General features: G+C 68.3%; 13 protein-coding genes. 4 read left to right on the top strand and 9 right to left on the bottom strand.

Annotated elements, in window-relative coordinates:
- Positions 1-154 precede the first annotated feature (154 nt).
- On the bottom strand, positions 155-325 hold the full coding sequence (locus LPA44_RS01080; protein WP_230887753.1) for a DUF7312 domain-containing protein: 171 nt from the start codon (positions 323-325) through the stop codon (positions 155-157).
- A 48-nt stretch (positions 326-373) separates the two neighbouring features.
- On the bottom strand, positions 374-2,107 hold the full coding sequence (gene pyk, locus LPA44_RS01075; RefSeq protein WP_230887752.1) for a pyruvate kinase: 1,734 nt from the start codon (positions 2,105-2,107) through the stop codon (positions 374-376).
- A gap of 105 nt (positions 2,108-2,212) precedes the next feature.
- Between pyk and LPA44_RS01070 the strand changes: the two genes are divergently transcribed.
- A complete protein-coding gene (locus LPA44_RS01070; protein WP_230887751.1) occupies positions 2,213-2,500 on the top strand; it encodes a GYD domain-containing protein in 288 nt (95 codons plus the stop codon).
- A 329-nt stretch (positions 2,501-2,829) separates the two neighbouring features.
- Here LPA44_RS01070 and metG read toward each other — a convergent pair whose 3' ends face one another.
- The 5 genes from metG to ppsA all read right to left on the bottom strand — a co-directional run bounded on the left by metG (position 2,830) and on the right by ppsA (position 10,236).
- Positions 2,830-4,881, bottom strand: a complete 2,052-nt coding sequence (gene metG, locus LPA44_RS01065) for a methionine--tRNA ligase (protein WP_230887750.1) — start codon at positions 4,879-4,881, stop codon at positions 2,830-2,832.
- A 66-nt stretch (positions 4,882-4,947) separates the two neighbouring features.
- On the bottom strand, positions 4,948-5,520 hold the full coding sequence (locus LPA44_RS01060; protein WP_230887749.1) for a VTT domain-containing protein: 573 nt from the start codon (positions 5,518-5,520) through the stop codon (positions 4,948-4,950).
- Positions 5,521-5,546: 26 nt separating this feature from the next.
- On the bottom strand, positions 5,547-6,617 hold the full coding sequence (gene mfnA, locus LPA44_RS01055; protein WP_230887748.1) for a tyrosine decarboxylase MfnA: 1,071 nt from the start codon (positions 6,615-6,617) through the stop codon (positions 5,547-5,549).
- A gap of 45 nt (positions 6,618-6,662) precedes the next feature.
- Positions 6,663-7,901: a M48 family metallopeptidase gene (locus LPA44_RS01050; protein WP_230887747.1), complete on the bottom strand. Its 1,239-nt coding sequence runs from the start codon at positions 7,899-7,901 to the stop codon at positions 6,663-6,665.
- An 85-nt stretch (positions 7,902-7,986) separates the two neighbouring features.
- Positions 7,987-10,236, bottom strand: coding sequence for a pyruvate, water dikinase (gene ppsA / locus LPA44_RS01045; RefSeq protein ID WP_230887746.1), 2,250 nt, complete (start codon positions 10,234-10,236; stop codon positions 7,987-7,989).
- 175 nt (positions 10,237-10,411) lie between these two features.
- Between ppsA and LPA44_RS01040 the strand changes: the two genes are divergently transcribed.
- Positions 10,412-10,849, top strand: coding sequence for a hypothetical protein (locus LPA44_RS01040; RefSeq protein ID WP_230887745.1), 438 nt, complete (start codon positions 10,412-10,414; stop codon positions 10,847-10,849).
- Here the strand turns inward: LPA44_RS01040 and LPA44_RS01035 are convergent.
- Both LPA44_RS01035 and LPA44_RS01030 read right to left on the bottom strand, forming a co-directional pair.
- Positions 10,846-11,754 (bottom strand): PhzF family phenazine biosynthesis protein, encoded by a 909-nt coding sequence (locus LPA44_RS01035; protein ID WP_230887744.1) that lies wholly within the window; start codon positions 11,752-11,754, stop codon positions 10,846-10,848. The two genes, LPA44_RS01040 and LPA44_RS01035, sit on opposite strands and share 4 nt — an antisense overlap.
- Positions 11,755-11,796: 42 nt before the next feature.
- Complete coding sequence (locus tag LPA44_RS01030) at positions 11,797-13,176, bottom strand: alpha/beta hydrolase (protein WP_230887743.1); 1,380 nt, start codon at positions 13,174-13,176, stop codon at positions 11,797-11,799.
- Positions 13,177-13,305: 129 nt separating this feature from the next.
- Between LPA44_RS01030 and LPA44_RS01025 the strand changes: the two genes are divergently transcribed.
- A complete protein-coding gene (locus LPA44_RS01025; RefSeq protein WP_230887742.1) occupies positions 13,306-14,007 on the top strand; it encodes a phosphoribosyltransferase in 702 nt (233 codons plus the stop codon).
- Positions 14,008-14,052: 45 nt separating this feature from the next.
- A complete protein-coding gene (gene mtnP / locus LPA44_RS01020; protein WP_230887741.1) occupies positions 14,053-14,907 on the top strand; it encodes an S-methyl-5'-thioadenosine phosphorylase in 855 nt (284 codons plus the stop codon).
- Positions 14,908-14,933: the final 26 nt, after the last annotated feature.

The raw sequence follows: 14,933 nt of genomic DNA, 5'->3' as shown, positions 1-14,933 counted from the left end.
ACCCGCGTGGCCGAGCGCAGCGAGGCCACGTTAGCGCGAACGCGGAGCGTGTGCCCGACCGCAGGGAGGGCACAGGACGACGAGCGGCGACCACCGGGAGCCGCGAGCGAAGCGATGCGTGAGCCGCGTGGCTAATCCGAAAGAGGTCGTCCTCTCAGAACAGCAGGAGCGCGAGCACGCCGACCATGGCGGCGACGCCGAGCAGGAAGAACGCGACGTTCTCCGGGTTCGGCGACCCGGGTTCGATGGCTCGCACGTCGGGTTCGGCGTCGGGGCCGACTTCGTCGACCTCGTAGCGCCACGCGCGCTCGTCGTTCTCTGACATGCTCGTCTCTACTCCGTCGACGTGGAAAAACTCGCGGGTTCGGTGGGTTCAGGACTCGCCGGCGTAGACGACGCCGCGTTCGCCGTCCACGGTGACGGTGTCGCCGTCCGCGATGTCGTCGAGGTCGGCGTCCCCGACCATCGGCACGTCGAGTTCGCGCGCGACCATCGCGGGGTAGCCGGTCATCCCGGACTGGGCGCTCACGATGCCCTCAATCTTCGAGAGGTCGCCGTGGAACTCGTCGTCGAAGTCCGGGCCGAGCACGACCACCGCGCGCTCGGGGACATTGGACAGGTCGCCGTCATCGAGCACCGCGACGGGCGCGGTGACGCGCCCCTTCACGACGGACTGCCCGACCGTCAGCGTCTCCGCGGCGACGTGGACTTTCAGCGTGTTCGTCGTGCTCGCGCCTTCGAGGTCGGTCATCATGCCGACGAGGACGACCACGGTGTCGCCGCTGTCGACGATGCCCGAGTCGACCGCCGACTGGACCGCGTGCTCGACGACCGTCGTCGCGTCGCCTTCCGCGACTGCGGCATACTCGGCGTGGACGCCCCAGTTGAGCGCGAGTTCGCGGCGCACGCGGTGGGAGGGCGTCGCACAGACGACCGGGACGCGTGGGCGGAACTTCGCAGCCTTCCGCGCGGTGTAGCCGGATTCGGAGGCGACGACGACCGCGCTCGCGTCGATGTCGCGGGCGAGGTAGCGCGCCGACCGCGCGAGTGCGTCGGTCTTCGCCGTGCCGTCCGCGGTCGGGACGCGTTGCTCCTGCAGTTCGGCGTACTCGCCGCTGGATTCGACTTCGCGCACGATGCGGTCCATCGTCTCCACGACGCGCGTCGGGTTGTCGCCGACCGCAGTCTCGGCGGAGAGCATCACGGCGTCCGTGCCGTCGAGGACGGCGTTCGCGACGTCGCTGGCCTCGGCGCGCGTCGGCCGGCGCGCGTGCACCATCGAGTCCAGCATCTCCGTCGCCGTGATGACGGGGACGCCGGCGTCCCGGCACTTCCTGATGATGCGCTTCTGAATCATCGGCACGTCCTCCATCGGGCACTCCACGCCGAGGTCGCCGCGCGCGACCATCACGCCGTCGGCGGCTTCCACGATGCTGTCGAGGTTGTCGACTGCACCCGCGCGCTCGATTTTCGCGACCACGGGGACGTCGGCGCCGAACGATTCGAGCACGCGCTCGACTTCGAGGACGTCGTCGGCGTCCCGCACGAAGCTCGCCGCGACGTAGTCAACTTCCTCCTCGGCCGCGAGTTTGAGGTCGCGGCGGTCCTTCTCCGTGACCACGTCGAGGTCGAGGTCGACGCCCGGGACGTTCACGCCTTTCCGGCTGCCGAGTTCGCCGCCGGACTCCACGCGTGCGGTGACGACGTCGCCCTCGACGTCCTCCACGACGGTCTCGATGCGGCCGTCGTCCAGCAGCACGCGGTCCCCGGGTTCGGCCGCCGCGACGCTCGTCGAGAGGCCGATGGTCTCGCCGGTTGTCTCGCCGCCCGGCACGAAGTCCACCAGTCCCCCAGTCTCGATGTGAATTGGTTCGTCGGTCTCGGCCGTCCGGACCTCCGGTCCCTTCGTGTCTAGCATGACCGCGACTGGTTTCTCGGTCAGCTCGTCGACCCGCCGCGCCGTCCCAATCAGGTCGCGGCGGTCGTCGAGGTTGCCGTGGCTCGCGTTGATGCGCGCGACCGACATCCCCGCCTCCACCAGCGACCGTATCGACGACTCGTCGTCTGTCGCCGGTCCCAGCGTACAGACGATTTTCGCGTTTCTCATACGCCGCGGCTACGACGCCGCCACGCAAAAACGTACGTGATTAACTCGCCGCCGAGTTACAGCCCGGCCACAGCGACTTTTCGGCGGCCGACCCAACCCCCGCGTATGCCGACGTACGCCGCCATCGCCAACGTCGAGACCGGCCAGTTCCAGAACGCCCAAGAACTCGCTGCTATCTGGGGCGACGTCCGCGCCGACCTCGAAGCCCAGGACTGCGACCTCCGGGACGCCTACGTTCTCCTCGGGGAGCGCGACGTCCTCCTCCTCTTCGACGCCCCCGACCGCGAAGCCGCCCTCCAAGCCTCCATCGCCGCCGAATGCTACGGTATCGACATGCAGACTATGGAAGCCATGGACGTCGAGAAACTCGGCGACATCGTCGAGGATCTCTAGAACGCACTTTTTCCAGCGCTCGGCGCGCGTAGCGCGCCGTCGCTTGCAAAAACTTGCGGAAAAAGCACTCCTCTTTCGGTCCGTTCCGTCCCTCAGTCGTCGGCCCGCGCTCACACCGTTCGCGCGGTGAACCGCTCGCCTCGGTCTTTCAGACCGCTCGGCTCGCGGATGCTAGCGCGTCGGTATCTCGGTCAGTAGAATCGCTACTCTCTGCGTAGGTTCAAGTAGGAAGCTGGGACCAACCCAGCGCGTGACCTGACCGCAGGCCGGTGCGCTCGGAATCGGAACGGCGGTAGCGCGCACCGGACTCCGTTCGCCGCCTGCAAGCCCTATTTTATCTTCGTGCCCGGTTCGCTGTCCTCGTGCGTGGTGAGGAGGTCGGCGTCCTCGCCGGCGGCGAGAATCATGCCGTTGGACTCGACGCCGAACAGCTCGGCCTTCTCGAGGTTCGCGACGATGACGACGCGCTTGCCCGGCAGTTCGTCGAGGTCGTGGAGCTGCTTGATGCCCGCGACGATCTGACGGACCTCGTGGCCGATGTCGACTTCGAGGCGCGCGAGGTCGTCGGCACCCTCGATGCCTTCCGCAGCCTCGATTTCGCCGACGCGCAGGTCGAGGGCTTGGAAGTCCTCGAAACTGACGCGCTCGTCGGCGAGCGGTTCGAGCTCGGTCTCGGATGCTTCGCTCACGTCCTCGCTCTCTTCCTCGTCGCTACTAGCGGCTTCGATTTTCTCCTGGAGCTTCTCGTCGAGTTCCTCGACGCGCTCGTCCTCGACCTTCGTGAACAGCTCCTCGGGCTCGCCGAACGCCGCGGGCGGTGCCTGCAGGCAGTCGCCGATGGTCGCGTCCGCCACGGAATTGTCCTCCTCGATTTGCGCCCAGATTTCGTCGGCCTTCTCGGGGACGAACGGCTGCAGCAGGACCGCGACGGCCTTCACGAGCTGTACGCAGTCGCGGATGACCGGCGCGGCCTCCTCGTCGTCGAGCTTCCAGGGCTCGTTGCGCTGGATGTACTCGTTGCCGTAGCGAGCGAGCGCGACCGCGCGTTCCCCAGCGGACTTGAGGTCGTAGTCGTTGAGCGCGTCCTCGTAGTCGTCCATCGCGTCCGCGATTTCGGTCTCGACGTCCGCGGAGACGTCCGCGTCCGGCGTCCCGTCGAAGTTCCGGGTCGCGAACAGCAGCGCGCGATAGACGAAGTTCCCGACGACGTCCGCGAGTTCGCTGTTCACGCGCTCGGCGAACCGGTCCCACGAGAAGTTCACGTCGCGCTCGAACCCGCTGGCGGTCGCCATGTAGTACCGCAGTAGGTCCGGGTGGACCCCTTCGTCGAGGTACTCCTCGGCCCAGATGGCGCGGTTCTTCGACGTTGAGAGGCCCTTGCCGTCGATGTTCACGAACCCGGTCGCGCAGACCGCGCGCGGCTCGGCGTAGTCGGCGGCCTCCAGCATCGCCGGCCAGTAGACGGTGTGGTGCTGGATGATGTCGCGGCCGATGATGTGGACGATGTGGCCGTCGCCGTCCTTCCAGACGGGCTCCCAGTCGAAGTCGCCCGTGCGCTCGCTGTACTGCTTGGTGGTGGAGACGTACTCGATGGGGGCGTCCACCCAGACGTACAGCACGAGGTCCTCGGAGCCCTCACCCGGGTAGTCGATGCCCCAGTCCATGTCCCGCGTGATGCAGAAGTCCTCCAGTTCGCCCTCGATCCACTCGCGGGGCTGATTCTGGGCGTTGCTCGTGCCCTCGAGTCGGTTGATGAACCCCTGGAGGTGCTCCTGCACGTCCGAGAGTCGGAGGAACTTGTGGTCGCGCACGCGGTACTCCGCGGGGTTGCCGGTGAGCGTGGAGACGGGGTCCTCGATTTCGCCGGGTTCGAGATGCCGCTGGCAGCCCTCGTCGCACTCGTCGCCGCGGGCGTGCTCGCCGCAGTACGGGCACGTACCCTCGACGTAGCGGTCCGGGAGCCACTGGTCGGCTTCGGGGTCGTAGGCGACGTTGATCTCCTTCTCGTGGACGTGGCCGTTCTCCTCCCACTTGCGGACGAACTCCTTCGTGAGCTCGGTGTTGGTCTCGTCGTGGGTGTGGCCGTACTGGTCGAAGTCGACGTTGAATTTCGGGAACGTCTGTTCGTACTGTTCGTGGTGACGGAGCGCGAACTCCTCGGGGCTGACGCCTTCTTCGGCGGCGTTGACGGCGATGGGGGTGCCGTGCATGTCGCTCCCGGAGACGTAGATGGCGTCCTGGCCGAGTTTCCGGAGGCCGCGCGTGAACGCGTCGGCGTTCACGTAGCTACGCAGGTGGCCGATGTGGAGGTCGCCGTTGGCGTACGGTAACCCCGCAGTGACCACCGTCTGCTCGTCGGTCGGGAAGTCCTCGTAGGTCATGGTTTCTCGTTCTCCCGGCGCGGGCCTAAAGCCCGCTGGTTGCGTCTCGACGTTCCGGTTTCGTCGTCACGCGACGAACAGCACGCCCTCGATGAGCGCGATAGTAATCGCGAGGCGGCCGACGCTGCCGGCGAACGTCGCGAGCGCGAACCGCCGGTAGTCCTTCTCGATGACGGAGAACGCGTACAGCGAGATGGTGTCCGGGAAGAACGGGACGCTGAGCCCCACGGCCATCCCGTAGTAGCCGTACGTCTGAACGAGTTCGACCATGCGAGTCTTCGACCACTCGACGGGATCGAAACCGAGCCGGCGGAGCGCGCGTACGACGACGCTGGAGTGGCTGGCGCCGTGGCCGACCGAGAGCGCGATGACGCTGCCGAGGGACTTCCCGACGCCGCTGACGACGACGACGACCGCGACGAGTGCGGGACCAGGGAGGCCGAGGCCGAGCGTCGCGGCGCTCCCGCAGACGTAGCCGGCGGGACACAATACGACTTCGCTGGGCAGCGGGAGGACGAACGCGATGAGGAACGAGTAGACGAAGATGATGCCGAGTCCCGGCCAGCCCGTCGCGGCACGGACCGCTCCCTCGACGGCGCTGAGGTCGATGGAGAGCGCGAGCAGAACGGACGAGAGCACTGTCTATGTGGTGGACTGTCGCGGGATTAAACGTTACCGACACCGGACAGCGCCGCGAGGAAGTCGTCGAGCATCTCGCGGGTGACGTGGGGCATGCAGACGACGCGGAGCTCGCCGGTGCCCGTGCGGGAGATGCGCCAGCCCTCGTCGCGGAGCGCCTCGAACTCGGCGTCCGGGAGGTTGGCAGCGACCAGCGGGAGCACGGGGTCGACGACGTCGTAGCCGCGCGCGTCGAGTTCCGCGGCGAGGTAGTCGGCGTTGGCCTGCGAGCGCTCGTACTGGTCGCGGTAGCCGTCCGGCCAGAGCGCGTCGAGGGCGGCGTGGGTGCCGGCGACGCCGGCGCCCGAGCGCGTACCGCCGAGCGTCGGCTGCGTGTCGGATTCGAGGTAGGGAGTGTCGATGGCGAGCGCGTCCAGCGTCTCGGCGTCCCGCGCGAGGAAGCCGCCGGCGGGAATCGGCGCCTGCCCCATCTTGTGGGGGTCGATGGTCATCGTGTCGACGGGCGCGTCCGCGAAACTCCACTCGTGGTCGGTGAACGGGAGGACGAACCCGCCCCACGCGGCGTCGACGTGGAGACGAGCGTCCACGTCGGCGGCGACGTCAGCGAGCGCGGGAATCGGGTCGACGCGGCCGTACTCGGTCGTGCCGGCGACGCCGACGACGAGCGCGGTGTCGTCGTCCGCGAGGTCGACGACGCTGTCCACGTCCGCGCGGTGGTCGTCGTCCGTGGGCACGAGCCGGAGTTCGACGTCGAGCACGTCGGCGGCCTTCTGGAAACTGAAGTGCGCGCTCTCGGGCGCGACGACGTTCACGTCGCTGTCGGCGAGGTTGCGAGCGGCACGAACTGCCTGGATGTTCGCCTCGGTGCCGCCGGAGCCGACGTAGCCGTGCGGGTCGTCGAGTCCGACGACCTCGCCGAGCGCGTCGACCGCTTCCGTTTCGAGGGCCGCGACGGCGGGGTAGGTGGCGGGGTCGCCGGGGTTGTCGGCGAGGAACGCCACCGCGGCGTCGCGGGCGGCCGGGTGGGGCTCCGTACACATCGAGGAGAGCACGCGCTCGAAGTCCTGCGGGGTGGGCGTCGGCTCCGCGCGTGGCATACTGTCTGCCAGTCGAAGGAGCGATTTAGCGGTTCCGCTCTCGGGTCAGTCTTCCGTGAGGTAGCGGATGCGCTCGGGGACGGGCGGGTGCTGGTAGTGGTACGTCTCGTACAGCGGGTGCGGGAAGGGGTTGCCGAGGTTCTCGCTGGTGAGCGCGGCGAGCGCGCCCGCGAGCGGCTGGCCGCCGTCCATCACGTCCACGGCGAACGCGTCGGCCTCGCGCTCGTTCGCGAGCCAGAGCCGGTTCGAGAGCGGGCTGGCGAACTGGCTCACGGGTTCGACCCACAGCGCCGCGAGCAGCAGGCCCGCAGCGGGCACCTCGGGTGCGCCGAACATCGCGTACAGCCACGACGACTCCACGAGGAACTGCGCGACGAACAGGAGGATGCCGGCCTGCACGACGCTGGCGGCCATCCCTTGCCAGATGTGGCCCTTCTTCCAGTGCGCGAGTTCGTGCGCGAGCACGCTCTGGAGTTCGGTCTCGTCGAGCTGGTCGACGAGCGTGTCGAAGAGGACGACGCGCTTGGTCGCGCCGAACCCCGTGAAGAAGGCGTTCGAGTGGCCCGAGCGCGAACTTGCGTTCATCACGTAGACGTCGTCGCAGGTGAAGCCCGCGCGCTCGAAGACGTCGTCGACGGCGTCGCGGAGGCTCGAATCTTCGACGGGCTCGAAGTCGTAGAACAGCGGGAGGAACACGCGCGGCACGATAATCTGGGTGGCGAGCAGGAAGACGCCGACGACGCCGGTGGCGGCGAGCCACCACCACTCCGGGAACGCGTCCACGACGAACAGCACGGCCGCGCCGAGCGCGGCGACGAGCACGACGGTGAACGCGGTGCTGACGAGCTTGTCGCGGACGAAGAGTGTGGGAGACTGCTCGTTGAAGTCGAACGCGTCCTCGACGGCGAACGTCTCGAAGGCGTCGAAGGGCACGCGCAGCAGTTGGAACGCGAGCGCGGCCCCGACGAACACCGCGACGCCCGCGAGCAGGTCGTTCCCGATGACGTCGTAGGCAGCCGCGACGGCGTCCCCGAACAGGCCGGTGTAGAGCACGAGCAGGACGACGCCGAGCACGACGACGCTCTGCAGCTGGCTGGCGGCGGTCGTCAGCCGGTGGTAGTCCAGCAGGCGTTCGGGGTCGTCGACGCCGACGGTGTCGGCCAGCCACTCGGTGCGCTCGCGGACGGTCCGGTCGGCGTGCTGGACGTTCAGCGCGGCGAGCGCGACGAAGAAGCCGGTCGAACCGGCGACCAACAGCAGGAAGACGGCGTGATACGCGAGCATACCCCGGGATACGAACTCGGCGGTGAAAACGTCTGTCGTGTCGCCGAGCGGACCGGAGGAGCGGAAGTCGGGGTGGGACGAGCGGCTAGTCCCGGACGGAGTCGAGGATGAGGCGCTGTTCGACGCGCTTGACCTCGTGTTGGACGTCCCGGACGGCGTCGATGTTCGCGGAAATCGAGGAGATGCCGGTCTCCACGAGGAAATTCACCATCTCGGGCTTCGAGCCGGCCTGCCCGCAGATGCTGGTGGCGACGTCGTGCTCGCGGCACGTCTCGATGGCGCCCTCGATGAGGTCCAGGACGGCGGGGTGGAGTTCGTCGAAGCGGTCGGCGACGTTGCCGTTGTTCCGGTCGACGGCGAGCGTGTACTGCGTGAGGTCGTTCGTGCCGAACGAGGCGAAGTCGATGCCCTCGGCGGCGAGTTCCTCGACGGAGAGTGCGGCCGCGGGCGTCTCGATCATTGCCCCCCAGGTGCGCTTCTCGGTGTCGAGGCCGACCTCGGTCATGAGTTCGCGGGCCTGGCGGACGTCGTCGGCGTCGTTCACGAGCGGGAACATGATTTCGACGTTGTCGTAGCCCATCTCGTACAGTTCCTTGAACGCCTCCAGCTCGTACTTGAACACCTCGGGGCGGTCGAGGCTGCGGCGGATGCCGCGGTAGCCCAGCATCGGGTTGTGCTCGTGGGGTTCGTCGCTGCCGCCCTCCAGTTGCCGGAACTCGTCGGTCGGCGCGTCGAGCGTGCGGACGCGGACGGGGCGCGGGTAGAACTCCTCGGCGACCGTGCGCACGCCGGAGACGAGTTCGTCCACGTAGGCGTCCTCGCCGTGGTCCTCAATGTAGCGCTCGGGCGTCTTGTTCGTGGAGAGAATCATGTGCTCCGTGCGGAGCAGGCCGACGCCGTCGGCCCCCGTCGCGGCGGCGCGCTCGGCGGCCTCGGGGATCGAGACGTTGACCTTCACTTCGGTCGCGGTCATCGGCTTCACGGGGGTCGTCGGGCGCGCTTCCTCGATGGGCTTGCGCTCGGACTCCTCCTCGGTGCGGCCCTCGGTGATGGTGCCGCGGTCGCCGTCGAGCGTGATAATCTGGTCGTCGTGGAGCACGTCCGTGGCGTTCGTCGCGCCGACGACCGCGGGACAGCCCAATTCGCGGGAGACGATGGCGGCGTGGCTGGTCATGCCACCCTCGTCGGTGACGATGCCAGCGCCGCGCTTCATCGCGGGCACCATGTCCGGGGTCGTCATCTCGGTGACGATGATGTCGCCCTCGCCGACCTTGTCGAGCTGGTCGAGCTTGGTGACGACGCGAGCCGGGCCCGAGGCGATGCCGGGGCTCGCGCCGAGGCCGTTCACGAGTTCCTCGCCGGTTTCGCCGTTTTCAGTCATCTCGGTGTCCTCGTCGATGGTCGTGATGGGGCGGGACTGCAGCATGTAGATGTCGCCGTCAGTCATCGCCCACTCGACGTCCTGTGGTTCGCCGTAGTGCTCCTCGACGCGCTCGCCGATGGTGACGAGGTCCAGAATCTCCTCGTCGGAGAGCACGCGCTGCTCGCGCTTCTCCGCGGGGACCTCGCGCTCGACGGTCTCGCCGGTGTCGGGGTCGCGGACGCACATCACCTTCTTGTCGGCGACCGAGACCTCCTCGACGGTGTTCGTGTCGCGGTCGACGTGGTAGTTGTCCGGGGAGACGGAGCCGGAGACGACTGCCTCGCCGAGCCCCCACGCGGCCTCGATGATGGCCTCGTGAGCGCCCGTCGAGGGGTGACTCGTGAACATCACGCCGGACTTCTCCGCGTCGACCATCTTCTGGACGACAACCGCGATGTCGACCTTGCGGTGGTCGAAGCCCTGCTCCTCGCGGTAGTAGATGGCGCGCTGCGTGAACAGCGACGCCCAGCAGCGCTTCACGCGGTCGATGAGGTCCTCGCGGGTGATGTTGAGGAACGTCTCCTGCTGGCCCGCGAAACTCGCGTCCGGGAGGTCCTCGGCGGTCGCCGACGACCGCACCGCGACCGACGCCTGTCCGTCGTCCAAGTCGTCGTACGACGACAGGATGTCCTCTCGGATGTGCTCCGGGAGTTCGGTGTTGAGGATGAGGTCTTTCGCGGCCGCTTCGGCGTCGGCGAGCGCGCTGGAGTCCTCGGGGTCGACTTCGACGGCGTCGAACAGTTCGTCGTCGATGTTCGCGTCCTCGATGAACGTGCGGTACGTCCCCGCGGTCACGACGAACCCCGGGGGGACGGGGAGCCCGGCGTCCGTGAGTTCGCCGAGCGACGCGCCCTTGCCGCCGACACTGTCGATGTCGTCGGCCCGTACGTCTTCCAGCCATCGAACAGCCATTGACAGGTAGATACACCGGAACGGCTCATAAGAAGGTTGCGAACGGCTCACGCGCAATAATTGCAAACTCGGTTCCGAGTACTGATTGTCCGTTCGAGGCGTGGTCGCCGCCGACTGCGCTCGCCTCGCAACCGCCAGCGGAGGATTTTAGCCGGCGGCTCGTCACCACTCGGGCATGGACGCGAAACGCGCAGCCGTTCACGCTGGCAAGTACTTCCTGTTCACGTCCGCGTTCGCGGTCGTTGGCCTCGCGCTGGTCGGCGGCGGCGTCGCGCTCGGCGGGCTCGAAGCGTGGGACATCCTCTCGGCGGACTCCTCGGCGACGGGGCAAGCGCTGTCGGCCGCCGCGCCCGGCATCGCGCTCGCCGTCGCGGGCCTGCTCGTCTACCGCTTCGGGAAGGCGTGGTCGCTGTACAAGACGTTCACCGCCGCCAACGAGGACGCGCTCTCGGACACCTTCGACACTCAGCACGTCAAAAGCGACATCGTCAGCGTGCTCGACGACCGGCTCGCGGACATGCAGAACGACCTCCAGTCGGTGAACCGGGAACTCCGTAAACTCAAGGAGGACGACGCGTTCGAATTCGGCGACGCGCCGAACTCCAAGGACTAGGCTTCGAGGATGTCGTCGGTCTCGGCCGGCGGCACCTGTAGGTCGCCGTCGAGCGTCTCGACGGCCGTTCCGCCGACTTTCGGCGCGCCGCCGTCCTGCACGCGCACCCGGACGCGGCCCGGCCGGTCGACGAAGTGCCCCTGCTCGAAGACCATCTCCTCCGCGACGTCGCCGCCGAACGCCGCGTAGTGCTCGAGGTACGCGCCCGTCGCGCCGCTGGCCGTCCCCGTCACGGGGTCCTCGTCGATGCCCACGCCCGGCACCCACGCACGCCCGTGGAGCGTCGACGCGCTGGCCAGTGCGTCGAACGAGAACGCGTACACGCCAGCCGCGCCCACCTCGTCGGCGAGCGCCTCGATTGCGTCGAAGTCCGGACTCGCGTCGCCCAGGTCCGAGAGGTACGTCACGGGCGCGACGAGGAACGGCAGTCCCGTCGAGGCCACCGCCAGCGGCAGGTCGTCGCTGGCGCCCCGGAGCGACTCCTCGTCCAGCCCCGTCGCAGCCGCGACACGCTCGTAGGTCACGTCCACTTCCCGGATTTCGGGTGGGTTCTGCGTCATCCACACCGTGCCGTCGTCCTCGACGTCGACGTCGAGCACGCCGACGTTCGTCTCCAGCGTGTGCTCGCCCGCCTCGATGGCACCGTCCGCGAACAGGTGCGCGTGGCTCGCGATGGTCGCGTGCCCGCAGAGGTCCACTTCGGTCGTCGGCGTGAAGTACCGAATCCGGCGGTCGGCGTCGTCGCTCTCGCGGACGAACGCCGTCTCGCTCGCGCCGAGTTCGGCGGCGATGGCCTGCATCTGTCCCTCCGTCAGGTCGTCGGCGTCCGGCACCACGCCAGCCGCGTTCCCCGCGCACGGCTCGTCGGTGAACGCGTCCACGAGGAGCGCTCGCGTCGCTGTCATGGACGCGGCTTCTCGCTCCCGCGTGTTGCGTGTTTTCCTTCCCTACCCGAGCCAGCCCGCGAGGTCCGTCACGACTGCTTCGGCGACGTTCCCGCCCCGGAAGTACTCGTTCGGGTTCGGGTCGCCCGCGCCGGCCACGAACAGGTGGTTCAGGTCGTCGTACAGCGCCGTGTTGGACTCGCTGAGCGCGTCCTGCCACGCGGGGAAGTCCTCGGTCGGACTCACCTGGTAGTCGCGGCCACCCTGTAGCGCGTACACCTCGCCGTCCAGCGACGTCGCAGTCGCCACGGGGTCGTACTCCGCGACCGCGCGCCAGAAGTCCGCGCTCCACGCGAAGCCGCCGCTCTCGTAGTTGCCGTTCGCGAGCCGTTCGGCGGTCGCTTCCGCGTCCTCGATGCGCGAGCGTTCGGCATCGGTCACCGTATCGTCGAGGTTGGCGAGGTAGCGCAGTTGGTCGGGGACGAGTTCGTACAGCGGGCGCGACGGCGCGGCGAGCAGGAACGCGGCCGCGTCGCCGTCCCGTTCGGCGACGTAGGGGGCGGCGTACCCGCCGAGGCTGTGGCCGACGACCGCGGAATTGCTCACGTCCGTCTCCGCGCGCAGGCGGTCGAGCGCGGTCAGCGCGTCGTCGGCGACGAGCGCGTCGAACCCGAGGTCACCGGTCGCCACGTCGCAGGCGTACGTGCGCTTGTCGTACCGCAGCACGGCGACGCCCTCGGTCGCCAGCCCCCACGCGAGGTCCTTCAGCGGCTTGTTCGGGCCGATGGTCTCGTCGCGGTCGTTCGGTCCCGAGCCGTGCACGAGCACGACGCCGGTGTCCGCGCCGTCGGTCGGCACTGTCAGCGTCGCACCCAGGTCGCAGGCCGGCGAGTCGAGCGCCAGTTCGCGCTCCTCGAAGGCGGACTCGTCGGCGTACGTGGGCGGCGAGTACGCCCCCTGGAGCGGCACGAACTGCAGCCCCTCGATGGACGCCTGTTCGAAGGCCAACTGCACGCCGAGCACGCCCGCCTCGAACTGCGCCTGCACGACGAGCACGTCGTAGCCGCCCGTCGGCTCTCGAGTCGTCCCCGAGATACCCTCGAAGCGGCCGTAGTCGGCGGTCGTCTGCGTCCAGTCCGTCTCCAACCGCGCGGCGGAGTACTGGCTCCGAATGTTCTCGGAGAGCATCCCGAACGCCGTCTCGTACTCGCCGGCCGCCAGCGTCTGCACGAACTCGATTGCTTTCTCGCGTTGGTCGGCGTCGCTGACGGTCGTCGGCGTAGTCGTAGTCGACTCCGCCGTCGTCTGGGTCGGCGCGGTCGTGGCTCCGTCGCCGTCGCCGCCCGAACAGCCCGCGAGGCCGGCAAGCGCGACTGCGGCCGCGGACTGGAGGACCCGACGGCGACTGTGGTTGGTCGACGTGTCGTTGGAGGGCGTGGTCACGTGGCCCGCTTCGACCACGCGCGGCTTGAACGTTTCCCGCGTTCTCGCTGACTGACTCGCTGACACGTTCAGGCGGCCGAGCGCACCTGTAAACCGTTAAGTAGCGAGGTGCCCGAGGGCCAATACGTAATGAGCGACCTCCCGGACGAGTTCAAGTGTACTATCACCAACTGGGAGTACATCTACGGTCTCTGCCGCGACGTCAGCGACGACGTCAAAACCTCCGAGTTCGAGCCCGACGTCGTGGTCGCGCTCGCCCGCGGCGGCTGGTTCGCGGGCCGGTGTCTCTGTGACTTCCTCGGCCTCGACGACCTCACGAGTCTCAAGATGGAGCACTACGTCGGCACCGCCGAGAAGGCCGACGAGCCCGAGGTCCGGTACCCGATGCCGGAGGGCTCCGTCGAGGACAAAGACGTCCTCATCATCGACGACATCGCCGACACCGGCGGCTCCATCGAGCGCGCCCACGAGTACGTCGCCGAACGGGACGCCAACGAGATTCGGACCGCCACCCTCCAGTTGCTCGGCACCAGCGAGTACGACCCCGACTACGTCGGCGAGTACCTCGACGAGTGGGCGTGGGTCGTCTACCCCTGGAACTTCATCGAGGACATGATCGACCTCATCTCCGGCGTCATGGAGAAGGACGGCGACGGTCCCTACACGCGCGAGGGCATCCAGAACCTCCTCGCGTCGTACCACGACGTCGAACGCATCGAGATGGAAATCGCCCAGCCCGACCGCCTCGACGAAGTGCTGGAGGAGATGGTACGCCGCGACGTGCTCGTGAAGGCCGGCCCCGAGGAGTGGAAGCTCCGCGTCGACGCCTGAGCCGGCATCGTTTCGTTTAGGTGCGTCCGCCGCCCACGTCGTCTCATGATTGGCTTCATCGGCGGTTCCGGCATCTACGAAGCGCTCCCGCTGAACGACGTCCGCGAGGAGGACGTGACGACGCCGTACGGCGACCCGAGCGCGCCCGTCACCGTCGGCGAGTTCGGCGACACGGGGACGGAAGTCGCGTTCCTGCCGCGCCACGGCCCCGACCACCAGCGCTCGCCGACGAACCTCCCGTACAAGGCGAACATCTACGCGCTCAAGCAGCTCGGCGTCGAACGCATCCTCGCGTCGAACGCCGTCGGCAGCCTCAAAGAGGAGCTGCCGCCGCAGACGCTGGTCGTCCCGGACCAGATTTTCGACCGCACGAAGCACCGCGACTCCACGTTCTTCGGCGACGGCATCGTCGTCCACCAGCCGTTCGCGGACCCGTACTGCCCGCACATGGTCGAACACCTCCACGAGTCCGCGGAGGAAGCGACCGACGCGGAGACACAAGAAGGCGGCACGTACGTCTGTATCGAGGGTCCGCAGTACTCGACGCGCGCGGAGTCTGAGTTCTACAAGGCCCAGGGCTGGGACCTCGTCGGCATGACCGCCATCCCGGAGGCGAAGCTCGCGCGGGAAGCCGAGATGTGTTACGCGACCGTCGCGGGCGTCACCGACTACGACGTCTGGAAGGCGGACAGCGAGGTCACGCTCGAAGAGGTGCTGGAGAACGCCGCGGCCAACGAGGAAGCCATCAAGCGCACCGTCGAGCACGCCATCGAGACGCTGCCCGAGGAGCGCGACTGCGACTGCGGGCACGCCCTCGACGGCACCGTCAACACGCCCACCGAGGCCATCCCCGAGGAGACCCGCGAGCGCGTCGACGCGCTCGTCGGCGACTACCTCTGAGGCCGGGCGCTGAGGCGGGTAACGCG

Origin of the sequence: Halobacterium sp. KA-4, assembly GCF_021028995.1 — an archaeon.
Taxonomy (GTDB): Archaea; Halobacteriota; Halobacteria; order Halobacteriales; family Halobacteriaceae; genus Halobacterium.
The sequence above is the reverse complement of the archived record's forward strand: the minus strand, read 5'-3'. Positions and strand labels throughout refer to the sequence as shown.

What these genes read in the sequence shown, in the direction of transcription:
- LPA44_RS01080 (WP_230887753.1), bottom strand. Translation starts at nt 325, where the DNA reads ATGTCAGAGAACGACGAGCGCGCGTGGCGCTACGAGGTCGACGAAGTC.
- pyk (WP_230887752.1), bottom strand. Translation starts at nt 2,107, where the DNA reads ATGAGAAACGCGAAAATCGTCTGTACGCTGGGACCGGCGACAGACGAC.
- LPA44_RS01070 (WP_230887751.1), top strand. Translation starts at nt 2,213, where the DNA reads ATGCCGACGTACGCCGCCATCGCCAACGTCGAGACCGGCCAGTTCCAG.
- metG (WP_230887750.1), bottom strand. Translation starts at nt 4,881, where the DNA reads ATGACCTACGAGGACTTCCCGACCGACGAGCAGACGGTGGTCACTGCG.
- mfnA (WP_230887748.1), bottom strand. Translation starts at nt 6,617, where the DNA reads ATGCCACGCGCGGAGCCGACGCCCACCCCGCAGGACTTCGAGCGCGTG.
- LPA44_RS01050 (WP_230887747.1), bottom strand. Translation starts at nt 7,901, where the DNA reads ATGCTCGCGTATCACGCCGTCTTCCTGCTGTTGGTCGCCGGTTCGACC.
- ppsA (WP_230887746.1), bottom strand. Translation starts at nt 10,236, where the DNA reads ATGGCTGTTCGATGGCTGGAAGACGTACGGGCCGACGACATCGACAGT.
- LPA44_RS01040 (WP_230887745.1), top strand. Translation starts at nt 10,412, where the DNA reads ATGGACGCGAAACGCGCAGCCGTTCACGCTGGCAAGTACTTCCTGTTC.
- LPA44_RS01035 (WP_230887744.1), bottom strand. Translation starts at nt 11,754, where the DNA reads ATGACAGCGACGCGAGCGCTCCTCGTGGACGCGTTCACCGACGAGCCG.
- LPA44_RS01025 (WP_230887742.1), top strand. Translation starts at nt 13,306, where the DNA reads ATGAGCGACCTCCCGGACGAGTTCAAGTGTACTATCACCAACTGGGAG.
- mtnP (WP_230887741.1), top strand. Translation starts at nt 14,053, where the DNA reads ATGATTGGCTTCATCGGCGGTTCCGGCATCTACGAAGCGCTCCCGCTG.